Below are 21361 nucleotides of genomic sequence, written 5' to 3' on the forward strand. Positions count from 1 at the left end.
GAGGCTCACGCATGCAGTATCGCGACTTGCGCGACTTTATCAGCGGCCTGGAAAAGCGCGGCGAACTCAAGCGCATCCAGGTTCCAGTGTCCCCAGTGCTCGAAATGACCGAGGTCTGCGATCGCACATTGCGCGCCAAGGGGCCGGCGCTGCTTTTCGAAAACCCTACCGGTTATGACATTCCAGTACTCGGCAACCTGTTCGGCACCCCCGAGCGCGTGGCGCTGGGGATGGGCGCAGAAGCGGTCAGCGAGTTGCGCGAAATCGGCAAGCTGTTGGCGTTCCTCAAGGAGCCCGAGCCACCGAAGGGCCTGAAGGACGCCTGGTCCAAGCTACCGATTTTCCGCAAGATCATTGCCATGGCGCCGAAAGTCGTCAAAGACGCGGTGTGCCAGGAAGTGGTCATCGAAGGCGACGATGTCGATCTGGCGATGTTGCCGGTACAGACCTGCTGGCCGGGTGACGTCGGCCCGCTGATCACTTGGGGCCTGACCGTCACCAAAGGTCCGAACAAGGATCGCCAGAACCTCGGCATCTACCGTCAGCAAGTGATCGGCCGCAACAAGGTGATCATGCGCTGGTTGAGCCACCGTGGCGGCGCGCTGGATTACCGTGAGTGGTGCGAGAAACACCCCGGCCAGCCGTTCCCGGTGTCTGTGGCGCTGGGCGCTGACCCGGCAACCATTCTTGGTGCCGTGACGCCGGTGCCGGACAGCCTCTCCGAATATGCTTTTGCCGGTCTGTTGCGCGGTAACCGCACCGAGCTGGTGAAATGCCGCGGCAATGACCTGCAAGTGCCGGCCACCGCCGAGATCATCCTCGAAGGCGTGATCCATCCGGGTGAAATGGCCGACGAAGGCCCGTATGGCGACCACACCGGCTACTACAACGAAGTCGACAGCTTCCCGGTGTTCACCGTCGAGCGCATCACCCACCGGATCAAACCGATCTACCACAGCACCTACACGGGTCGTCCACCGGATGAGCCGGCGATTCTCGGCGTGGCGCTGAACGAAGTGTTCGTGCCGATCCTGCAAAAGCAGTTTCCGGAGATCACCGACTTCTACTTGCCGCCCGAAGGCTGCTCGTACCGCATGGCCATCGTGACCATGAAGAAGTCGTATCCCGGCCACGCCAAGCGGGTAATGCTCGGTGTCTGGTCGTTTTTGCGACAGTTCATGTACACCAAGTTCGTTATCGTCACCGACGACGATATCAACGCACGGGACTGGAACGACGTGATCTGGGCCATTACCACGCGCATGGACCCCAAGCGCGACACGGTGATGATCGATAACACGCCGATCGACTACCTGGACTTCGCCTCGCCGGTCTCCGGCCTGGGTTCGAAGATGGGGCTCGATGCCACGCATAAATGGCCAGGCGAAACCACTCGCGAGTGGGGCCGGGTCATCGTCAAGGATGAAGCCGTTACCCAACGGATCGATGCCATCTGGAATCAGTTAGGAATAGATTGATGCGTGTAACCTTGCAGCCCTCCGGAGCAGTGCTAGAGATTCTGCCCGGCGAGCGTATTCTCGATGGCGCGCGGCGCCTGGGCTATGAATGCCCGCAAAGCTGTCGCAACGGCAATTGCCATGTGTGCGGCGCATTGCTGGTGGAGGGGCGGGTCGAACAGGCCGGCGATGTGCGCGACCACGGCGAGTTCTACACTTGCATTGCAGAGCCGCTGGAAGACTGCATCGTGCTGTGGGATGGCGTGCTCGCGCTGGGAGAATTGCCGGTGCGCAGCGTGTCGTGTCAGGTCATTGAATGCAGGGACGTCGGCGGCGACACCTGGCGCGTGCGTCTGCGTGCGCCTGCGGGCAAGCCGCCGCGCTATCACGCCGGCCAGTATCTGATGATCGAGCGTGAGAACGGCGAGAAATCCGCCTTCTCCCTGGCCTCTGCGCCGCATTCCGGCCGCGATCTGGAAATTCACGTGCTGGCGCGCGAAAGCAGTGCGCTGAGCCTGATCGAACAGCTTCAGCGCAACCCGATGGTGCGCATTGAGATGCCGTTCGGCGATACCCATCTGGCGGAACTGCCGGACGGTCCACTGGTACTGATTGCTGCCGGTACTGGCATGGGCCAGATCCACAGCCTGATCGAACATTGCCGGGCCACCGGTTTCAAGCATCCGGTGCATCTGTATTGGGGCGTGCGTCGTCCCGAAGACTTTTATGGCATTGAGCATTGGGACGAATGGTTGAAACTGCCCAATCTGTTCCTGCATAAAGTCGTCAGCGATCAATGCGGCTGGGGAGGGCGCTGCGGCATGTTGCATGAGGCGGTGTGTGAAGATTTCCCTGATCTGAAAGCCCTGCACGTCTACGCCAGCGGCTCTCCGGCGATGGTCTATGGCACGCTGGATGCACTGGTTGAAGCGGGGATGGATGCCCATCAAATGCGCGCGGATGTATTCGCTTACGCGCCGCGATCTTGATCCTCGATTTAAATCGTTATAACTCCCCATATAGCCGATCGGTATTTATAAAATAATATAAATGCCGGTAGGTTATATCTTGCCCCAGCATAATTTCTAGAACTCTGCCATGGCATTTAAATTGCCTTAAAACATATGTGCCTTATTGTTACAGCGGTGCGTTCTATTAAGTAATTCTTTACCCGCGGGGAGCTGAACGCTATTCGCCATGAGTGCCATTGAATCTGCTTTTTTGAATCTGGCTTACCCTCCGCGGCTCGATCTGGGGCCGCAGCTTACGCACGAACAATTGCTCAGCTCGATGCAGTCGACCATGGCGCGCCACAAGGGTGGGCCGGTCTGGCTGTTCGCTTATGGTTCGCTGATCTGGCGCCCTGAATGTGCGGCGGTTGAGCGAGTGCGCGGTCGCGTGCATGGCTACCATCGCGGTTTGTACCTGTGGTCCCACGAACATCGCGGTACACCGGAAGTGCCCGGGCTGGTGTTTGGCCTGGATCGCGGTGGCTCATGCAGCGGGTTTGCCTATCGCTTGCCCGAAGAACAACTCGAAGCTTCGCTTTATGCACTCTGGCAGCGTGAAATGCCATTCCCGTCCTATCGCCCACACTGGCTCAACTGCCGTCTCGAAGACGGTAGCCAGGTTCAGGCATTGGGATTTGTATTGGAACGGCACCTGCCCAGCTATGCCGGCAACTTGCCGGATCATGTGCTGAGCCAAGTGTTCGAAAGCGCTTGCGGACGTTATGGCACCACTCGCGAGTATGTCGAGCAGACCGCCCACGCCCTGCGTAGCCACGCCATGCCAGACCGGAATCTGGAGGCGCGGCTCAAACGCTGCAAATCAAAGGCCGATCAGGCGAGCGCTTCGCGGCTCTGACTGGCGACTTGCTTGTGCCACAGCGTTGGCGCAAGGAAGGCCATCGCCAGCAGGCATGCGCCGATCAGCAAGACGAAACCGCCGTCCCAGCCGAAGTGGTCCACGGTGTAGCCCATCGCTGCACTGGCCGCGACTGAACCACCCAGATAACCGAACAACCCCGTGAAGCCTGCTGCAGTCCCGGCGGCTTTCTTCGGCGCCAGTTCCAGCGCTTGCAGACCGATCAGCATTACCGGGCCGTAGATCAGGAAGCCGATCGAGACGAGCGCGATCATGTCGACGGTCGGGTTGCCGGCCGGGTTAAGCCAGTAAACCAATGTCGCCACGGTCACCAACGCCATGAACACCATGCCGGTCAGGCCACGGTTGCCACGGAAGATCTTGTCCGACATCCAGCCGCACAGCAGCGTGCCCGGGATCCCCGCCCACTCGTAGAAGAAATACGCCCACGAGGTTTTATCCACGGTGAAGCCTTTGGCTTCCTTGAGGTAGGTCGGTGCCCAGTCCAGCACGCCATAACGCAGCAGGTAGACGAAGACGTTGGCCATGGCGATGTACCAGAGCATTTTGTTGCGCAGCACGTACTTGACGAAGATTTCCTTGGCGCTGAATTCCTCTTCGTGGCTAGCGTCGTAACCTTCCGGGTAGTCGTTCTTGTACTTCTCGATCGGCGGCAGGCCCACCGACTGTGGCGTGTCGCGCATGGTCATGAAGGCAAACACCGCCACGGCCAGAGCCACCGCTGCCGGTACGTAAAACGCGGCGTGCCAGTCGTTGAACAGACCCATGCCGAGCAAGAACAGGGGGCCGATCAGGCCGCCGCCGACGTTGTGTGCCACGTTCCACACGGACACCACGCCACCGCGCTCCTTCTGCGACCACCAGTGCACCATGGTTCGGCCACTCGGCGGCCAGCCCATGCCCTGGGCCCAGCCGTTGATGAACAGCAGGATGAACATCATGGTCACGCTGGACGTTGCCCAAGGCGCGAAGCCGAAAACGAACATCACGCCGGCCGACACCAACAGGCCAAATGGCAGGAAGTAGCGCGGGTTGGAGCGGTCGGACACCAGGCCCATGAGGAACTTCGACAGGCCGTAGGCAATTGCAATCGCCGACATTGCCAGGCCCAGCTGACCACGGGTGTAACCCTCTTCGATCAGGTATGGCATGGCCAGGGAGAAGTTCTTGCGCAGCAGGTAGTAACCCGCATACCCAATGAAAATCCCGGCGAAGATCTGCCAGCGAAGGCGTCGATAGGTGCTGTCTATTTTTTCTTCAGGCAATGGAGCCTGATGTGCGGCAGGACGAAAGAAAGCAAACATTCAAGAGCTCCAGATTTCTTGTTTTGACTGCGGATGCGAATGTTACAGTTTCGTTACCGAAAATAGCACCGCTTCACATCGGCAAAACAGCGGAAATGTTGGAGATTGCATGTTCCTTTATGAACATGTCGCTCAGGTATAAATGAGGGTCGGTGTCGGGATGACGGAGCCAGGTCGCAGGCTGCGACCTGGCTAGAAAACAATCAGCGAACCTGCACGACCACCTTCCCGACCGCCTTGCGCTGGCCAAGATCATTGATGGCCTGCGCCGCATTGCTCAGCGGATACACTTGCGACACCAACGGCTTCAACTTGCCCTCGGCAAACCAGCCAAACAGTTGCTGGAAGTTCGCCGCGTTGTCCTGGGGTTGGCGTTGGGCGAAGGAACCCCAGAACACACCGACCACCGCGGCACCCTTGAGCAGCGCCAGGTTCACTGGTAGCTCGGGGATGCGTCCACTGGCGAAACCGACCACCAGCAGGCGGCCGTTCCAGGCAATGGCGCGGATGGCCTGGTCGAACAGGTCGCCACCCACCGGATCGTAGATCACGTCGGCGCCCTGGCCGTCGGTCAGGCGTTTGATTTCGTCCTTGAGGCTGGTTTCGCTGTAGTTGATCAGTTCATCGGCGCCGGCAGCCTTGGCTACGGCGAGTTTTTCCGCGCTGCTGGCGGCGGCGATCACCCGGGCGCCCATGGCTTTGCCGATTTCCACGGCAGCGAGGCCGACGCCGCCGGAAGCGCCGAGCACCAGCAAGGTTTCGCCCGGTTGCAGGTTGCCCCGTTGCTTGAGGGCGTGCATCGAGGTGCCGTAAGTCATGCTGAAAGCGGCGGCGGTGTTGAAGTCCATCGATGACGGGATCGGCAGCACGTTGTAACCCGGCACCGCGACCTGCTCGGCAAAGCTGCCCCAGCCCGTCAGGGCCATGACCCGGTCACCAACCTTGAGGTGGCTGACCTTTTCGCCCACCGCGCTGACCACGCCGGCCGCTTCGCCCCCCGGCGAAAACGGGAAGGGCGGTTTGAACTGGTATTTGCCCTCGATGATCAACGTGTCCGGGAAATTCACCCCAGCCGCGTGCACGTCCAGCAGGATTTCGTTCTTCTTCGCGACAGGACTGGCGACGTCTTCCAGCACCAGCGATTCGGCAGGGCCGAAGGCTTTGCACAGCACGGCTTTCATCAGGGCTATTCCTTTGGGAGTGATGGCCGATAAGTGTAGGTGTGTGAGTCGTTGGGTCAACGAGCATGCCCGACCCTGATAGTCAGCCATAAGCTTGTGCTTGAGCGGCGGGTCGTTATGCTTGGCCGCAAACCGGATAAGGAGCGAATTGTGAAAGCGTGGATCATGTTGTTGCTGGCCCTGTCTCTGCCTGTGGCAGCGATGGCCGAAGAAGCCAAAGAAGGTGAAGCCCCGAAGGTCAACTACATCACCCTGAGCCCGCCATTCGTGGGCAACTATGGGCTGGACGGTACGCCGAAGCTCAAGGTCTACAAGGCCGATGTGGCGTTGCGGGTGACCGGCGAAGAGGCGACCAAAGCGGTGAAGGCCAATGAGCCATTGATCCGCAATCAGCTGGTGGCGTTGTTTGCGCAACAGACTACTGAAGCCATGAACAACGTCGAAGCCAAGGAAAAACTGCGTCAGGAAGCCTTGAAGCAGACTCAGCAAGTGATGAACGACGAAACCGGCAAGCCGGTGGTTGAGGATCTGTTGTTCAACAACCTGATCATTCAATAAGCCTTTTGCTGTCCGGGCGGGCCTCATTGCAGGCTTGCCCGAGAAGGGCGTGACTTGGTCCTCAGGAAGCCAGGCTCTTGCGAAACCGCATCAGCGCAATGGTAAAGAACAGCAGGCCGATGGCACTTAATGCCAGCAAGTCTGGCCAGACGACACCGATGCCGGCGTCGCGAAACAGTATCGCGGCGCTGAGGCTGACGAAGTGTGTCGACGGCGAGCCCTGCATCACCCATTGCAGCCATTGCGGCATGCTGTCCAGGGGCGTACTGCCCCCGGAAAGCAGCAACATCGGGATAATCACCGGAATCGCCAACAAGCCGAACTGCGGTGTCGAGCGGGCGAGGGTCGCGAGAAAGATTCCCAGCGCCGTGCTGGCGAACAGATAGACCGCCGTTACCAGCAAGAAAAAGCTCATGGAGCCGGCCAGCGGCACGCCAAGGGCGCCTTTGACGATCACTTCCAGCGATACCCAGGTGCACAGCACCACCACCAGCATGTTGCTCCAGACTTTCGCCAGCATGATTTCCAGTGCCGTCAGCGGCAGTACCAGCAAATGGTCGAGGGTGCCGTGCTCGCGTTCACGCAGTAGCGCTGTGCCCGTCAGGATGATGGCCAGGATCGTGATGTTGTTGACGATCTGAATCACCGCCAGGAACCAGCCACCCTCCAGGTTGGTATTGAACAGCGCTCGTGTCGTCAGCAGCACGGGTGTCTGGCTCGCCGCATCGCCCTGGCCACTGTAGGTCAGCAGCTCGCGCTGGAAAATCCGCCCGATATAGCCTGCGCCCATGAACGCCTGGCTCATGGCGGTGGCGTCAACGTTGACCTGCACCGCTGGCTGGTGGCCGCCCAGCAGATCGGCCTGAAAATTGGCTGGAACATTGATCACGAAGGTGTACCGCCCGCTGTCCAGCACCTCGTCCAGTTGGCCATAAGGCAGCGGCACCGGCGGTTGAAATTCCGGCGGCCGCAGAACCTGGGCCAGTTGGCGTGACATGGGGCTGTGATCTTCATCGACCATGGCCACACTGGCGTTGTGCACACCAATCACTGAGCCTGCGGCCGGCATGTAGATCGCCACTGTAAAGGCGTAGAGCAGGAACAGTAGCAACACACTGTCATGTCGCAGGCTCGTGAGTTCCTTGAGGCCAAGACGCAGGATGTGCGCAAGCTTATGCATTAGACCTCCTGCTTTTTCAGCATGGCCAGGCTGAGCCCGGTGAACCCGAGAAAGAACCCGAACAGTGCCAGGCATTGTGGCCACAACTGCCGGATATCCAGCGCCTTGGTAAAGGTGCCGACAGCAATATCGAGAAAATAGCCTGCCGGAAACAGCATCCCCATGACCGCGGCCGCCCCATCGAGGGCCGACCGCGGCACGATCAAACCGGAGAACTGGATCGTCGGCAGACTGGTGATGATCATAGTGCCTAGAATCGCGGCGATCTGGGTTCGGGTGAACGCCGAAATCAACATCCCCATGCTGGTGGTCGCCAGCACGTAGAGCAGCCCGCCGAAGGCCAGGGTCAATGCGCTGCCCTTGAAGGGTACGCCGAACAGCCAACGGTTCATGGCTGTCAGCACGGCGAGATTGATCAGACTGACGGCCAGATACGGCACCTGTTTACCCAACAGGAACTCCAGGCGGGTCAGCGGTGTGGCGTAGAAGTTGGTGATCGAGCCCAGTTCCTTCTCCCGCACGATGCCCAGCGCAGTCAGCATGGCCGGGATGAACGCCAGGACCAGTGCCATCACCCCGGGGCCGATGGCATTGACGCTGACGACGTCCTGGTTGTAGCGGAAACGGGTTTCCAGTTTGGCTGGCGCTTGCCGGGGCGGCGCGGGACTGGACTGATCCGCCAGTTGTTCCAGGTTGGCCTGGTGTACCGCTTCCACATAATTGCGGCTGGTTTCGGCGCGAAACGGCATACCGCCGTCGAACCAGGCCGCCACCGTGGGTTGGCGACCGGCGAACAGATCCCGACCGAATCCAGGGGGAATCTCCAGCGCCAGTTTGATTTCCGAGCGCTGCAATCGTCGATGCAACTGCGCCGGATCGCCTATCGGGGGCTGCTCCTCGAAGTAACGGGAACCGCGAAATGCCTCCAGATAAGCCCGGCTTTGCGGGGTCTGGTCCTGGTCGTAGACCGCGAAGGCGAGTTTCTCCACGTCCAGGGAAATGCCGTAGCCGAAAATCACCATCATGAGCATCGCCCCGAGTAGAGCGAAGGCCAGGCGCACTCTATCGCGCAGCAGTTCCTTGCCTTCACGGTTCGCCAATGCCCGCAGTCGCCCAAAGCTGAAGCGACGGTCTTTCATTGATGGGGTGGGTGCGAGCATCGTTTCGATGGGCGTTGGTGGCGCCGCTGTTGCGACCGGGCTCTGGGCCTGTTCCAGGCAGGTGACGAACGCGGCCTCAAGTGTCTGGCCGTTGAACTGCTGTTGCAGTGCTGCCGGGGTGTCGCAGGCCAGTACCTTGCCTGCGTGCATCAATGAGATGCGGTCGCAGCGCTGGGCTTCGTTCATGAAATGGGTGGACAGGAAGATTGTCACGTCCTGTTCGCGGGACAGTTCGATCAGCAGTCGCCAGAAATCGTCCCGCGCCGCCGGGTCGACGCCGGAGGTGGGTTCGTCGAGGATCAGCACTTCCGGGCGATGCAGCACCGCCACCGCCAGGGATAACCGTTGACGCAGACCCAGCGGCAATGCACCGGAGGGCTGATGGGCGACGTTGGCCAGGCTGAAGCGCTGGATCAGTTCGTCGATGCGCTGGGCACTGTCGGCCTGGGGTAGATCGAACAGTCGCGCATGCAAGTCCAGGTTCTGCCGCACGCTGAGTTCGCCATAGAGCGAGAAACTCTGAGACATGAAGCCGACGCGCTTGCGGGTGGCCAGATCCTTGGCGTTCACCGGGTTGCCCAGCAGCGTGGCACTGCCTTCGCTGGCCGGGATCAGCCCGGTGAGCACTTTCATGGTGGTGGTTTTGCCGCAACCGTTGGAGCCCAGAAACCCGAAGATCTCGCCACGGCCAATGGCGAAGCTGACCTTGTCCACCGCGGTGAAATCACCGAAGCGCAGGGTCAGGTCATGGGCTTCGATGGCGATGTCAGCCGTAGCGTTGGTTCTGGGAGGGATCACTAGCGGCTGGTGGTCGTGGCCAGTGTCGCCCTGAAAGTGGGTGAAGGCTTTATCGAGCTTGCCGCTGGGGGTTACCGCCCCCAGGTCGCGGCTCAAACCGGCAGCGATCAGCTTGCCGCCGTCGAGCATCAGGCAGTGTTCGAACTGCTCGGCCTCTTCCATGTACGCGGTGGCGACCAGTAGCGTCAGTTGCGGGCGTTGGCGCCGAACGTCATCAATCAACTCCCAGAAATGCCGTCGGGACAAGGGGTCGACGCCAGTGGTCGGCTCATCGAGGATCAACAAATCAGGCTCATGGATCAGTGCGCAACAGAGGCCGAGCTTCTGTTTCATTCCGCCCGACAGCTTGCCGGCCGGGCGCTCGGCAAATCGCAGTAGATCGGTGGCGAGCAGCAGGCTGTGCATGCGCTGATTGCTTTCAGCCCTGGACAGCCCGAACAGTGTGGCAAAGAAGTGAATGTTCTCGCGGATCGACAGATCAGGGTACAGGTTGCCGCCCAGACCTTGAGGCATGAATGCGATGCGCGAGTAGAGGCTGTTGCGGTGGCGCCGGTCCTGGATCGAGCCGCCGAGCACTTCCAGTTGACCTTCCTGCAGCGTCTTCACGCCTGCGATCAATCCCAGCAAACTGGATTTGCCGGCGCCATCCGGGCCAATCAACCCGCACCGGGTACCGGTGGGCAGGCTGAGCGTGATGTCGGTCAGCGCATGCCGTTCGCCATAGCGGTGCTGAAGGCGGGTGGCTTGCAGTGCCAGGCCGGTCATTGAAGATTGGCCGGCCAGTCAATGGGAGCGGTGCGCACGTAGCCATTGCCGGGCATCCCCGGTTTGGCCTGGGGCACGGCGCTGGGGTGGGTCAAGTGTAGCTTGACCCGAAACACTAGCTTCTGACGTTCGTCGCGGGTCTCGACCTCTTTGGGCGTGAACTGCGACTTGGCCGCCACGAAACTGATTTTTGCCGGCAGCGGCTGGTCGGGCAGGGCGTCCAGCAGGATCCGCGCTTCATCGCCGACCGCCAGGCGTCCGGCGACGGATGCTGCAAGATAGAGGTTCATGTATTGGTCGTTCGGGTCAATCAGCAGCAACACTCGCCCACCTGCGCCGAGCACTTCTCCGGGTTCGGCCATGCGAAGCTGAATTATTCCGTCGATGGGGGCCCGCAAGCTGCTGTCATCGATTTCGCTGTTTAACTGAGCCACTTGCGCCTGTGCCGCGCCAATGGCTGCGCCGACGGCGGACACCTGGGCGCGGGCCGCAGTAACAGCCGCATTGGCGGTGTCGAAGCGTGACTGCTGTTGGTCGATGATCTGGCCGCTGGCGAAACCGCGATTGAACAACGCCTGGGAGCGTTTGAGCTCTTGCTGGGCAAGCAGATGCTCGCTTTGGCGCAGTTTCACATTGGCCTGGGCCGCGGCAAGATTTTCCCGTACGCGTATCACTTCAGCTTCAGCCTGGTTGCGCTGGGCTTCAAGGGTTCGGGTGTCCATGCGGGCCAACAGTTGACCCTGAGTTACCTTGTCGCCTTCTTCCACCAACACTTCAGCCAATCGACCGGGTGTTTTGCTGGCGATTTGCACTTCCGTGGCTTCAAGTCGACCATTGCCGACGTACAACCCTTCGGGCAGTCGGTTGACGGTTGACCGCCAATAACCAAATCCTCCGGCGGCCAGCAACACAGTCCCCAGTAAAAAAACGAAGAAAAGCGAAGAACGGCTGTGCGTCGACATATCGGCATCCTGCGTCTATAGCGTCCCAGTCTGACAGGAACGCACTTGAGCACCTTGATGTTAGTCAACTGCGGGTCAGGCCTGACCGGTTGGCAAGGTAAGCCAGAGTGGCCGGCGGTTATGCATTATTTAGCGCAGATCAAGCACCGCTGCCCATTGTTCGGCTGTCACCGGCATCACCGACAGTCGCGAGCCTTTCTGCACCAATGGCATTTCGGCCAGTGCCGTTTGCTGCTTCAGATAATCCAGCTTCAGCACCCTGGGAAACGTCTCGACATGTGCCACATCGATCGCGCTCCAGGCGTTTTTCTCGGCAGTGGCCTTCGGATCATAGTAATGACTCTCAGGTTCCAGTGCCGTCGGGTCCGGATAGGCTGCCTCGACAATCTTTCCGATCCCGGCAATCCCAGGCTCAGGGCAGCTGGAGTGATAGAAGAAAAATTCGTCGCCCACTGCCATGGCCCTTAAAAAATTGCGCGCCTGGTAGTTGCGAACCCCGTCCCAGCGCGCTCGGCCAAGCTTCTCCAGGTCATTTATGGAGAGTTCGTCAGGCTCGGATTTCATCAGCCAATAAGCCATGGTTTTGCTCCTTGCGAGGTGGGTGGGGAAGTTGTCAGGCAATTTTATGACAAACCGACAGTCGGTTGACGCCAGCGTTTGCGTGTCGGTTCACGTTGTCGCAAAATGCCGGCCTTCCAAGCTTGACGCTGCTGCACGGCCTACACCTAAAACGGAAACCGCTGCTGTCATCGTGTTGATGTGCCTTGAGGGGGGCAATCGATGAAACGCAAACCGGATTTACTATGGATATTGGTTATTTTGTTCGGTTTGGGCGTCGTGACCACCGGCTATGCCCAAAGCCTGTGGGCCAACAAGACCGATGCTCCCGTCGAGCTCGCGCAGCAACAGCCATCGGCCTTCAAACGCTGAAGCTGTCTTTTGGACGCCGCTGATTTCAGTGGCGTCTAGTTCGCGAAATACCACGCCTTGTCCGTGACCGTTCCCTGTAGCGGCACATCCCAGCTCGCCTGAGCCAAACGTTGAACCTTCTGACATTCATGGGCCAGGCCCAACAGCGTCGGCTTGCGCCAGTTTTTGCGGCGCGCCAGGTACGCCAGGCTCCGGTCGTAGAAACCACCGCCCATTCCCAGGCGTCCGCCGACATCGTCAAACCCCACCAGCGGCAACAACACCAGATCCAGCGCCCAGACCTTGCGTTGTCGGGCGATGTTGTGCAGAGGTTCGGGGATGCGAAAACGATTGGGTTTGAGCTTTTCGCCGGGACGAATCCGCTGGAACACCATTTTGGTTCGTGGCCAGGCACTGAGCACTGGCAGATACGTCGCCTTGCCCCGACGTTGCGCGGCACGCATCAGCAAGCGCGGATCGATTTCACCGTCGGTGGGCAGGTACAGGGAGATGTGTTTTGCGCGACGGAACAGCGGGTGCCGGGCCAATTGCTTATACAGCCCGCGAGCGGCCTCGCGCTGCTGACTGGGGGTCAGTGCGCGGCGGGCCTTGCGCAGCATGCGTCGAAGTTGCGGTCGGGGCAGCAGCGCAGGTTCGGTCATGGATTAAGGCTTCGCAAGTGCGGGTACTGAAAGCGTACCCGTAAAAACACCGATGCCGGTATGAAAACCGGCATCGGATTGAAATCAGGCTCCCCGGATGAACCGCTGTCGACTTAGCCCTTGAACCCGAAAGTTCAAGGTGGAAGATGCAGTAGGCTTTAAGGCTTTCCGTCTAGCGGACATGCACACCAGCCCAACGTGCAACCTCCAGGGTAGTGCGAATCGGCTCAGGGACGTCGTCAACTGGCAAGCACCCCAGGGAGTGATGCGAGTATACCCCAAGCGGTTACGCGAATCAGCCCTTGGTGACGTCCGGATCGGTCGACAGCGCCAGATCGACGCGGTCCAGCAGGTCGCGAACCTGCTCACGGGTCGAGCCGCTGGCCTGCACATCCGGGCGTTCTTCCTTGTGCAGAAGATCGTGCGTGATGTTCAGCGCGGCCATCACGGCGATGCGGTCGGCGCCGATGACTTTGCCGCTGCTGCGGATTTCGCGCATCTTGCCGTCCAGGTAACGGGCAGCGCTGATCAGGTTGCTGCGCTCTTCCTGGGGGCAGATGATCGAATATTCTTTGTCGAGGATCTGCACGGTAACGCTATTGCTTGAACTCATGAGTCTTGCTCCAGGGCCTTGAGGCGCGAAATCATCGATTCGACCTTACGCCGGGCGATTTCATTTTTTTCAATGAGGTGCGCGCGTTCCTCGCGCCAGGTCTTTTCTTGAGCTAGTAAGAGTGCGTTTTGACTCTTTAGTTGCTCGACTCGGGTAATCAGCAGCTCGAGTCTGGCCATCAGCGCTTGCAGGTCGGTGTCTTCCATTGTGTCCACGTGTTCGTCTGATGGGAGGTAGCTGGCGGACAGCCTTTAATAGTCTTGGCGAGTCTGTCGATGTAGGATACAAGGCCTTCATTCTAGACATAGCGCCGTCTGGCGCCTAGCTGCCCATGCCCATTCAGAATTCTCCGTACCAAGCCTTTGCCACCCTGCTGAGCACCAGCGGCCATCCCGTCTCGCCTGCCGAACTGCACGGCCTGTTGCTCGGCCGCAGTTGCGCCGGTGCCGGTTTCGATGCCGACAGCTGGTTGGCAGACGCCGGCGAGCTGCTCGAAGGCGAGCCGCAAGACAACGTTCGCAACGCCTTGATCGGCCTGCAAGAGATGGTCAAGGGCGAGCTGACCAGCGACGACATGACCGTGGTTCTGCTGCTGCCGAGCGACGACGCGCCGCTCACCGAGCGTGCGGCTGCACTGGGCCAATGGTGCCAAGGCTTCCTTACCGGCTTCGGTTTGACCCGCCGCGAGTATGCCTTGAGCTCTGAAGCCACCGAAGTGCTGCAGGATCTGGCCGCCATTTCTCAGGTGCAAGACGCCCTGGAAGAGTCCGACGACGGCGAAAGCGACTACATGGAAGTCATGGAGTACCTGCGCGTCGCTCCGTTGCTGCTGTTCACCGAAACCAAGAAAACCGACGAAGCGGCTGCCAAACCGTCGTTGCATTAATCGCGTGCAAGGGAAAGCCATCTGCCCATGATTCATATCCCGAAATCGGAATACAGCCGTCGCCGCAAGGCGCTGATGGCGCAGATGGAACCCAACAGCATCGCCATCCTGCCCGCCGCCGCGGTGGCCATTCGTAACCGTGACGTCGAGCACGTCTACCGTCAGGACAGCGACTTCCAGTACCTCAGCGGTTTCCCCGAGCCTCAAGCCGTCATCGTCTTGATGCCCGGCCGTGAGCACGGTGAATACGTGCTGTTTTGCCGGGAACGTAATGCCGAACGGGAATTGTGGGACGGCTTGCGCGCTGGCCAGGAAGGCGCTATCCGTGATTTTGGCGCCGACGATGCATTCCCCATCACCGATATCGACGACATCCTGCCGGGCCTGATCGAAGGCCGCGACCGGGTGTATTCGGCCATGGGCAGCAACCCGGAGTTCGATCGGCATCTGATGGACTGGATCAACGTGATCCGCTCCAAAGCGCACCTCGGCGCCCAGCCGCCGAATGAATTCGTTGCCCTGGATCATCTGCTTCACGACATGCGCCTGTATAAATCGGCGGCAGAAGTGAAAGTGATGCGCGAAGCCGCACGGATTTCCGCCCAGGCCCATATTCGGGCGATGCAGGCCAGCCGTGCCGGTTTGCATGAATTCAGCCTCGAAGCCGAACTCGATTACGAGTTCCGCAAGGGCGGGGCGAAGATGCCGGCCTACGGTTCGATCGTCGCCGCCGGGCGCAACAGCTGCATCCTGCATTACCAGCAGAATGATGCGGTGCTCAAGGACGGCGATCTGGTGCTGATCGACGCCGGATGCGAGATCGACTGCTACGCCAGCGATATCACCCGCACCTGGCCGGTCAACGGCAAATATTCACCGGAACAGAAGGCGATCTACGAGCTGGTGCTGGCTTCCCAGGAAGCGGCGTTTGCCGAGATCGCACCGAACAAACACTGGAACCAGGCGCACGAAGCCACGGTCCGGGTGATTACTGCCGGTCTGGTGAAGTTGGGCCTGTTGCAGGGCGACGTCGACGAGTTGATCGCCAACGAAGCCTACAAAGCGTTTTACATGCACCGCGCCGGCCACTGGCTGGGCATGGACGTGCACGATGTCGGCGAGTACAAGGTCGGCGGCGAATGGCGCGTGCTGGAAGTCGGCATGGCGCTGACCGTGGAGCCGGGTATTTACATTGCTCCGGACAACCAGAACGTGGCGAAGAAATGGCGCGGCATCGGCGTGCGCATCGAGGACGACGTGGTGGTGACCAAGACCGGTTGTGAAATCCTGACCAACGGCGTGCCGAAAACGGTCGCCGAGATCGAGGCCTTGATGGCCGCCGCGCGGACACAAGCGGCATGAGTCGAGTCAATCTGGCAATCATCGGCGGTGGTCTGGTCGGCGCCAGCCTGGCGTTGGCTTTACAGGCGGGGGCCAAGGCCCGTGGCTGGAAGATCGTGCTGATCGAACCGTTTGCCCCCGGCCACACGTACCAACCGAGCTATGACGCCCGTTCTTCGGCGCTGTCGTTCGGCGCCCGGCAGATTTATCAACGGTTGGGCGTGTGGCAGGAAATCTCCCGCCGTGCCGAGCCGATCAAGCAAATTCATGTCTCCGACCGTGGACGTTTCTCCACCGCGCGGCTGTCGGCGATGGAAGAGGGCGTTCCGGCGCTCGGTTATGTGGTGGAAAACGCCTGGCTCGGCCAATGCCTCTGGCAAAGTCTGGACAAGGACGTGATCAGTTGGCGTTGCCCGGCGGAAGTCACCCGCATGGAACCGCTGACCGACGGCTATCGCCTGACGCTCAACGATGAAACCATCCTGGAATGTGACCTTGCGGTGCTCGCCGATGGCGGCCGTTCCGGCTTGCGTGAGCAACTGGGTATCGGCATCAAGAAACGCCCGTATAACCAGAGCGCGCTGATCGCCAACATCACCCCCAGTGAAGCGCACAACGGCATGGCCTTCGAGCGTTTCACCGACGATGGCCCTATGGCCTTGCTGCCGTTGCCGGACAATCGCTGCGCTTTGGTCTGGACCCGTTTGGGCATGGACGCGCAGCGGCTGGCCGCCCTGGATGACCGCAGCTTTCTCGGCGAGTTGCAGGACATCTTCGGTTATCGCCTCGGCACGCTGAAGCAGGTCGGCGTACGGCATTTATATCCGCTGTCGCTGATCGAAGCCGAGGAACAAGTCCGCCCGCATCTGGCGATTCTCGGCAATGCCGCCCACAGCCTGCATCCGATTGCCGGGCAAGGGTTCAACCTGTCCCTGCGCGATGCCCAGGCGTTGGCCGACAGTTTGTTGGGCAGCGAGACAGCCCCCGGCGATTTTGCCACCTTGCAGGCTTATCGCGAGCGCCAGCGTCTGGACCAGAGCCTGACCGTGGGTTTCTCCGATCAGGTCACCCGGCTGTTCGGCAGCACCCAGCCGCTGGTTTCCCTGGGTCGCAACATTGGGCTGCTCGGCCTCGATCTGCTGCCGCCAGCCAAGCGCTGGTTCGCCCGGCAGGCCATGGGCTTGGGTACGCGTCCCGATGAGTAAGCGAAAACCGGGCAGGGTGCACCTGCAAGTTGATATTCATGGCGGCGCGAGCACTTGGGTGAAGCGGGTCGAGAAAAACCTTTATGTGCGGCTCAAGCCGCAAGCGAGACAGGCTTAAAGCATGGAAATGCGCGCAGATCTGCTGATTGTCGGGGCCGGAATGGTCGGCAGTGCCCTGGCGCTGGCGTTACAAAACAGCGGGCTCGAAGTCCTGCTACTGGACGGTAGCCCCCTGAGCGTCAAACCCTTCGATGGGCAGGCTCCGTTCGAGCCGCGGGTGAGTGCCTTGTCGGCGGCCAGCCAGCGAATACTCGAACGCCTGGGCGTTTGGGAAGGCATTGCCAATCGACGCAGTAGTCCCTACACCGACATGCACGTCTGGGACGGCAGCGGTACTGGGCAAATTCATTTCTCGGCGACTAGCGTCCATGCCGAAGTGCTCGGGCATATCGTCGAGAACCGCGTGGTTCAGGACGCGCTGCTCGACCGACTGCACGACTGCGATCTCGGGATGCTGGCCAATGCGCGTCTGGAGCAGATGCGCCGCTCCGGTGACGACTGGCTGCTGACCCTGGCCGATGGCCGCACCTTGCGGGCCCCTTTGGTGATCGCGGCGGATGGCGCCAACTCGGCGGTGCGACGCCTGACCGGCGTTGCGACTCGCGAGTGGGATTACATGCACCACGCGATCGTCACCAGTGTGCGCTGCGCAAAACCTCATCAAATGACCGCGTGGCAACGATTCACCGACAACGGCCCGCTGGCGTTTCTGCCGCTGGAACGGGACGGTCAACAGGATTGGTGCTCGATTGTCTGGTCGACCACGCCCAGCGAAGCCGAACGCCTGATGGCGCTGGGCGACGAAGGCTTCTGCAAGGAGCTGGAACGGGCCTTCGAAGGTTGCCTCGGCACGGTGCTCAGCGTCGACCCGCGTGTGTGCGTGCCGCTGCGTCAGCGTCATGCCAAGCGGTATGTGGCTGAAGGCCTGGCGCTGATCGGAGACGCAGCCCATACCATCCATCCGCTGGCCGGGCAGGGTGTGAACCTCGGTTTCCTCGATGCCGCGGTGCTGGCCGAAGTGCTGCTGCAAGCGGCCGCGCGTGGTGAGCGGTTAGCGGACGTGAAAGTGCTCAGTCGCTTTGAGCGTCGGCGTATGCCCCACAACCTGGCATTGATGGCGGCGATGGAAGGGTTCGAGCGACTGTTCCAGGCCGACCCGTTGCCGGTGCGCTGGTTGCGTAATACCGGGTTGAAGATGGTCGATCAGATGCCCGAGGCCAAGGCGTTATTCGTGCGTGAGGCGCTTGGGTTGATTGGGGATCTGCCGGCGTTGGCCAAGGCTTGAAATTTTCGCTGCAGTAGCTGGCCCCATCGCGGGCAAGCCCGCTCCCACAAGGATCTTCAGCGCTCACACATAATGCATTAACAGCTGAATACCTGTGGGAGCGGGCTTGCCCGCGATGGCGGCAGATCAGCCACCTCATATCCCAGGCTATGCAACATCCGGTAACGCCTCCACTCACTGTTCGATTGAGAAGCGAAATGTGAGTCCTTATCATTTGGCATCACTTCCCCATTTCGAGAGACCGCTTCCATGTTGGCACCCAAGCGTCTACTGACCGCACTGGCCCTGACCCTGATCGGCAGCACTGCCGCCCAGGCCGCTGACGAGGTGGTGGTTTATTCCTCGCGTATCGACGAACTGATCAAACCGGTCTTCGATGTCTACACCCAGAAAACCGGCGTACAGGTGAAGTTCATCACCGACAAGGAAGCACCGCTGATGCAGCCGGATCAAGGCCGAGGGCGAGAACGTCACCGCCGACCTGTTGCTGACCGTCGATGCCGGCAACCTTTGGCAGGCCGAACAGATGGGCATCCTCCAGCCGTTCACGTCCAAGGTGATCGACGCTAACATCCCGCTGCAATACCGCGCGTCCTCCCATGCCTGGACCGGCCTGAGCCTGCGGGCGCGGACCATCGCCTACTCCACCGACCGGGTAAAACCCGGTGAGCTGACCACCTACGAGGCGCTGGCCGATAAACAGTGGGAAGGCCGCCTGTGCCTGCGCACGGCGAAGAAGGTCTACAACCAGTCCCTGACCGCCACCATGATCGAAGTCCATGGCGCCGAGAAAACCGAGAAAATTCTCAAGGGCTGGGTCAACAACCTGTCCACCGATGTGTTCTCCGACGACATCGCCGTGCTGGAGGCGATCAACGCCGGTCAGTGCGACGTCGGCATCGTCAACACTTACTACTACGGCCGTCTGCACAAACAGAAGCCGGACCTGCCGGTGAAGCTGTTCTGGCCGAATCAGGGCGACCGTGGCGTGCACGTCAACCTGTCGGGCATTGGCCTGACCAAACACGCGCCGCACCCGGAAGCCGCCAAGGCATTGGTGGAGTGGATGACCACACCTGAAGCGCAGAAGATTTTCGCTGACGTGAACCAGGAATTCCCGGCCAACCCTGCCGTTCAGCCTTCAGCTGAAGTCGCGAGCTGGGGCAAGTTCGTGGCCGACACCTTGCCGGTGGAAATCGCTGGCAAGCGTCAGGCCGAAGCGATCCGGATGATGGATCGGGCTGGCTGGAACTGAGTCTGTCGATATACTGCGCCACAGAGTGAAGTCGGCGGCGTCCCTGCCGGCCTGATCGTTCCCACGCTCTGCGTGGGAATGCATCCACCGGCGCTCCGCGTCGAGGCGTGACGCAGAGCGTCACAAGAGGTGTGCCCACGCAGAGCGTGGGCACAATCATTTAAACGAGAGCTTTCCTTGGCCCACCCCTCCCAACGCCGCTGGTATCCCCTGGTCTTCGCCATTGCTGCGCTGGTCCTGCTGCCCCTGAGTGTCCTGCTTCTTTCCTGGCAAACCATCGATCAGCAGATCTGGTCCCACCTGTGGGACACCCAGATGCCGCGACTGCTGGGCAATACCCTCACGTTGGTCCTCGGTGTCGGTTTCGGCGTAACGCTGCTGGGCGTCAGCCTGGCCTGGCTCACCAGCCTCTGCGAATTCCCCGGGCGGCGCTGGCTGGACTGGGCGCTGATGCTGCCTTTTGCGATTCCTGCTTACGTGCTGGCCTTCGTCTTCGTCGGCCTGCTGGATTTCGCCGGCCCCGCGCAAACCTTGTTGCGCGAATGGTTCGGCAGCGGTTTGAGGCTGCCGCGAGTGCGTTCAACCGGCGGTGTGATTCTGGTGCTGGTGCTGGTTTTCTATCCGTACGTTTACCTGTTGGCGCGTAGCGCATTCCTGGCTCAGGGCAAAGGCTTGATGGAAGCAGCGCGAGTCCTTGGGCAATCCCCGTGGCAGGCGTTCTGGCGAGTGGCATTGCCCATGGCGCGTCCGGCCATCGGCGCGGGAGTGGCATTGGCGCTGATGGAAACCCTGGCGGATTTCGGTGCGGTGTCGGTGTTCAACTTCGATACATTCACCACCGCCATCTACAAAACCTGGTACGGCTTCTTCAGCCTGTCCACCGCGGCGCAACTGGCCAGCCTGTTGCTGTTGGTGGTGATGGTCGTGCTGTATGGCGAGCGTCGTGCCCGCGGGGCCAACCGGGCGAGCAACGAACGGCCACGGGTCAAGGCGTTGTATCACCTGCGCGGGGTCAAGGCGCTGGCGGCCATGAGCTGGTGCGGTCTGGTATTCGCCTGCGCCTTCGTCATTCCCGTGCTGCAGCTGGTGGTGTGGTTCTGGCAACGTGGGCGCTACGATCTGGATGAGCGTTACACCGGATTGATCATCCATACCCTGTACCTGGGCGGCATGGCGGCGTTGATCACCGTCAGTGTCGCTCTGGTGCTGGCCTTTGCCCGTCGATTGGCACCGACCCGGGCGATCCGTTCCGGCATCAGTCTGGCCAACCTTGGCTACGCCTTGCCGGGCTCGGTGCTGGCGGTGTCGATCATGCTGGCGTTCAGTTATCTGGATCGCGAATTGGTGATTCCGCTGTCGGGCTGGCTTGGCGGCGCGGGCAAACCGTTGCTGCTGGGCAGTCTGTCGGCGTTGTTGCTGGCCTATCTGGTGCGCTTTATCGCGGTAGCCTATGGACCGCTTGAAAGCAGCCTGGCGCGAATACGGCCTTCTTTGCCCGAAGCAGCACGTAGCCTTGGCGTCAGTGGGCCACGACTGTTTTTCAAAGTGTATCTGCCGCTGCTGCTGCCGGGCACATTGAGCGCTGCGCTGCTGGTGTTCGTCGATGTGCTCAAGGAAATGCCCGCGACCCTGCTGATGCGCCCGTTTGGCTGGGACACGCTGGCGGTGCGGATCTTTGAAATGACCAGTGAAGGCGAGTGGGCCAGGGCCTCGTTGCCGGCACTGACACTGGTTTTGGTCGGACTGATACCGGTCATCGGATTGATCAGAAGGTCGGCGCATCGAAACACCTAGGTGCCAGTCCTACACCTTGCGGCTACAATGCGCGGCATTCGGTGCGGTCCGTCTTTCAGACCGGGTGGCTGAAACGGCTGAAGTCCTTTATTTCAAGGC

General features: G+C 60.6%; 19 protein-coding genes, 1 other RNA gene and 2 pseudogenes. 12 read left to right on the top strand and 10 right to left on the bottom strand.

Going from position 1 to position 21361, the window contains the following annotated elements; translation table 11 throughout:
* Window positions 1-11 precede the first annotated feature (11 nt).
* The 3 genes from ubiD (at window position 12) to PSH65_RS01385 (ending at window position 3323) form a co-directional block, all read left to right on the top strand.
* Window positions 12-1478: a 4-hydroxy-3-polyprenylbenzoate decarboxylase gene (gene ubiD / locus PSH65_RS01375; protein WP_007899385.1), complete on the top strand. Its 1467-nt coding sequence runs from the start codon at window positions 12-14 to the stop codon at window positions 1476-1478.
* Complete coding sequence (locus tag PSH65_RS01380) at window positions 1478-2446, top strand: CDP-6-deoxy-delta-3,4-glucoseen reductase (protein WP_305424596.1); 969 nt, start codon at window positions 1478-1480, stop codon at window positions 2444-2446. The genes ubiD and PSH65_RS01380 overlap by 1 nt, the downstream gene beginning before the upstream one ends.
* Window positions 2447-2654: 208 nt before the next feature.
* Window positions 2655-3323 carry a gamma-glutamylcyclotransferase gene (locus PSH65_RS01385; RefSeq protein ID WP_305424597.1) on the top strand — a complete coding sequence of 223 codons (669 nt, stop codon included), beginning with the start codon at window positions 2655-2657 and terminating at the stop codon, window positions 3321-3323.
* Here PSH65_RS01385 and glpT read toward each other — a convergent pair.
* Window positions 3299-4648 (bottom strand): glycerol-3-phosphate transporter, encoded by a 1350-nt coding sequence (glpT, locus tag PSH65_RS01390; RefSeq protein ID WP_305424598.1) that lies wholly within the window; start codon window positions 4646-4648, stop codon window positions 3299-3301. The genes PSH65_RS01385 and glpT overlap by 25 nt on opposite strands.
* A gap of 203 nt (window positions 4649-4851) precedes the next feature.
* Complete coding sequence (locus tag PSH65_RS01395; RefSeq protein WP_122841051.1) at window positions 4852-5829, bottom strand: NADPH:quinone oxidoreductase family protein; 978 nt, start codon at window positions 5827-5829, stop codon at window positions 4852-4854.
* Between the two features lie 150 nt (window positions 5830-5979).
* Between PSH65_RS01395 and PSH65_RS01400 the strand changes: the two genes are divergently transcribed.
* Complete coding sequence (locus PSH65_RS01400; RefSeq protein ID WP_038980837.1) at window positions 5980-6387, top strand: flagellar basal body-associated protein FliL; 408 nt, start codon at window positions 5980-5982, stop codon at window positions 6385-6387.
* Window positions 6388-6448: 61 nt separating this feature from the next.
* Here PSH65_RS01400 and PSH65_RS01405 read toward each other — a convergent pair whose 3' ends face one another.
* The 4 genes from PSH65_RS01405 to PSH65_RS01420 form a co-directional block, all read right to left on the bottom strand.
* The gene (locus PSH65_RS01405; RefSeq protein ID WP_305424600.1) at window positions 6449-7567 is read right to left on the bottom strand and encodes an ABC transporter permease; all 1119 of its coding nucleotides are present in this window, start codon (window positions 7565-7567) and stop codon (window positions 6449-6451) included.
* Window positions 7567-10290 (bottom strand): ribosome-associated ATPase/putative transporter RbbA, encoded by a 2724-nt coding sequence (rbbA, locus tag PSH65_RS01410; protein WP_305424601.1) that lies wholly within the window; start codon window positions 10288-10290, stop codon window positions 7567-7569. Before rbbA ends, PSH65_RS01405 begins: the two co-directional genes overlap by 1 nt.
* Complete coding sequence (locus PSH65_RS01415; RefSeq protein ID WP_305424602.1) at window positions 10287-11252, bottom strand: HlyD family secretion protein; 966 nt, start codon at window positions 11250-11252, stop codon at window positions 10287-10289. Before PSH65_RS01415 ends, rbbA begins: the two co-directional genes overlap by 4 nt.
* 129 nt (window positions 11253-11381) lie before the next feature.
* On the bottom strand, window positions 11382-11831 hold the full coding sequence (locus PSH65_RS01420; protein ID WP_305424604.1) for an EVE domain-containing protein: 450 nt from the start codon (window positions 11829-11831) through the stop codon (window positions 11382-11384).
* 201 nt (window positions 11832-12032) lie between these two features.
* Here PSH65_RS01420 and PSH65_RS01425 point away from each other — a divergent pair, with 201 nt between their 5' ends.
* Window positions 12033-12182: a hypothetical protein gene (locus PSH65_RS01425; protein WP_305424605.1), complete on the top strand. Its 150-nt coding sequence runs from the start codon at window positions 12033-12035 to the stop codon at window positions 12180-12182.
* A 35-nt stretch (window positions 12183-12217) separates the two neighbouring features.
* Here PSH65_RS01425 and PSH65_RS01430 read toward each other — a convergent pair whose 3' ends face one another.
* From PSH65_RS01430 to PSH65_RS01445, 4 genes are all read right to left on the bottom strand, one after another.
* Window positions 12218-12823: a 5-formyltetrahydrofolate cyclo-ligase gene (locus PSH65_RS01430; protein ID WP_305424606.1), complete on the bottom strand. Its 606-nt coding sequence runs from the start codon at window positions 12821-12823 to the stop codon at window positions 12218-12220.
* A gap of 86 nt (window positions 12824-12909) precedes the next feature.
* Window positions 12910-13088, bottom strand: a non-coding RNA gene (ssrS, locus tag PSH65_RS01435) — 6S RNA.
* A 30-nt stretch (window positions 13089-13118) separates the two neighbouring features.
* Window positions 13119-13436, bottom strand: a complete 318-nt coding sequence (locus PSH65_RS01440) for a cell division protein ZapA (RefSeq protein WP_018927584.1) — start codon at window positions 13434-13436, stop codon at window positions 13119-13121.
* Window positions 13433-13642: a TIGR02449 family protein gene (locus PSH65_RS01445; protein WP_007940359.1), complete on the bottom strand. Its 210-nt coding sequence runs from the start codon at window positions 13640-13642 to the stop codon at window positions 13433-13435. The genes PSH65_RS01440 and PSH65_RS01445 overlap by 4 nt, the downstream gene beginning before the upstream one ends.
* A gap of 125 nt (window positions 13643-13767) precedes the next feature.
* Between PSH65_RS01445 and PSH65_RS01450 the strand changes: the two genes are divergently transcribed.
* The 7 genes and pseudogenes from PSH65_RS01450 (at window position 13768) to PSH65_RS01480 (ending at window position 21262) form a co-directional block, all read left to right on the top strand.
* On the top strand, window positions 13768-14322 hold the full coding sequence (locus PSH65_RS01450; protein ID WP_305424608.1) for a YecA family protein: 555 nt from the start codon (window positions 13768-13770) through the stop codon (window positions 14320-14322).
* 27 nt (window positions 14323-14349) lie between these two features.
* A complete protein-coding gene (gene pepP, locus PSH65_RS01455) occupies window positions 14350-15684 on the top strand; it encodes a Xaa-Pro aminopeptidase (protein ID WP_305424609.1) in 1335 nt (444 codons plus the stop codon).
* On the top strand, window positions 15681-16868 hold the full coding sequence (gene ubiH, locus PSH65_RS01460) for a 2-octaprenyl-6-methoxyphenyl hydroxylase (RefSeq protein WP_305424610.1): 1188 nt from the start codon (window positions 15681-15683) through the stop codon (window positions 16866-16868). Before pepP ends, ubiH begins: the two co-directional genes overlap by 4 nt.
* A gap of 22 nt (window positions 16869-16890) precedes the next feature.
* Window positions 16891-16986, top strand: a pseudogene (locus PSH65_RS01465) (tetrameric acyl-CoA thioesterase); the annotation flags it as partial.
* A gap of 9 nt (window positions 16987-16995) precedes the next feature.
* Window positions 16996-18213: a 2-octaprenyl-3-methyl-6-methoxy-1,4-benzoquinol hydroxylase gene (locus tag PSH65_RS01470; protein ID WP_305426928.1), complete on the top strand. Its 1218-nt coding sequence runs from the start codon at window positions 16996-16998 to the stop codon at window positions 18211-18213.
* Between the two features lie 249 nt (window positions 18214-18462).
* Window positions 18463-19468, top strand: a pseudogene (locus tag PSH65_RS01475) (extracellular solute-binding protein).
* A 177-nt stretch (window positions 19469-19645) separates the two neighbouring features.
* Window positions 19646-21262 (top strand): iron ABC transporter permease, encoded by a 1617-nt coding sequence (locus tag PSH65_RS01480; RefSeq protein WP_305424611.1) that lies wholly within the window; start codon window positions 19646-19648, stop codon window positions 21260-21262.
* Window positions 21263-21361: the final 99 nt, after the last annotated feature.

It is taken from the genome of Pseudomonas sp. FP603, assembly GCF_030687415.1.
GTDB lineage: Bacteria > Pseudomonadota > Gammaproteobacteria > Pseudomonadales > Pseudomonadaceae > Aquipseudomonas > Aquipseudomonas wuhanensis.

Bases quoted from the DNA above. Each gene is read 5' to 3' on its own strand.
- rbbA (WP_305424601.1), bottom strand. From the start codon at position 10,290: ATGACCGGCCTGGCACTGCAAGCCACCCGCCTTCAGCACCGCTATGGC.
- PSH65_RS01450 (WP_305424608.1), top strand. From the start codon at position 13,768: ATGCCCATTCAGAATTCTCCGTACCAAGCCTTTGCCACCCTGCTGAGC.
- PSH65_RS01425 (WP_305424605.1), top strand. From the start codon at position 12,033: ATGAAACGCAAACCGGATTTACTATGGATATTGGTTATTTTGTTCGGT.
- ubiH (WP_305424610.1), top strand. From the start codon at position 15,681: ATGAGTCGAGTCAATCTGGCAATCATCGGCGGTGGTCTGGTCGGCGCC.
- glpT (WP_305424598.1), bottom strand. From the start codon at position 4,648: ATGTTTGCTTTCTTTCGTCCTGCCGCACATCAGGCTCCATTGCCTGAA.
- PSH65_RS01380 (WP_305424596.1), top strand. From the start codon at position 1,478: ATGCGTGTAACCTTGCAGCCCTCCGGAGCAGTGCTAGAGATTCTGCCC.
- PSH65_RS01470 (WP_305426928.1), top strand. From the start codon at position 16,996: ATGCGCGCAGATCTGCTGATTGTCGGGGCCGGAATGGTCGGCAGTGCC.
- PSH65_RS01395 (WP_122841051.1), bottom strand. From the start codon at position 5,829: ATGAAAGCCGTGCTGTGCAAAGCCTTCGGCCCTGCCGAATCGCTGGTG.
- PSH65_RS01415 (WP_305424602.1), bottom strand. From the start codon at position 11,252: ATGTCGACGCACAGCCGTTCTTCGCTTTTCTTCGTTTTTTTACTGGGG.
- PSH65_RS01445 (WP_007940359.1), bottom strand. From the start codon at position 13,642: ATGGAAGACACCGACCTGCAAGCGCTGATGGCCAGACTCGAGCTGCTG.
- PSH65_RS01405 (WP_305424600.1), bottom strand. From the start codon at position 7,567: ATGCATAAGCTTGCGCACATCCTGCGTCTTGGCCTCAAGGAACTCACG.
- pepP (WP_305424609.1), top strand. From the start codon at position 14,350: ATGATTCATATCCCGAAATCGGAATACAGCCGTCGCCGCAAGGCGCTG.
- PSH65_RS01440 (WP_018927584.1), bottom strand. From the start codon at position 13,436: ATGAGTTCAAGCAATAGCGTTACCGTGCAGATCCTCGACAAAGAATAT.
- PSH65_RS01385 (WP_305424597.1), top strand. From the start codon at position 2,655: ATGAGTGCCATTGAATCTGCTTTTTTGAATCTGGCTTACCCTCCGCGG.
- ubiD (WP_007899385.1), top strand. From the start codon at position 12: ATGCAGTATCGCGACTTGCGCGACTTTATCAGCGGCCTGGAAAAGCGC.
- PSH65_RS01430 (WP_305424606.1), bottom strand. From the start codon at position 12,823: ATGACCGAACCTGCGCTGCTGCCCCGACCGCAACTTCGACGCATGCTG.
- PSH65_RS01420 (WP_305424604.1), bottom strand. From the start codon at position 11,831: ATGGCTTATTGGCTGATGAAATCCGAGCCTGACGAACTCTCCATAAAT.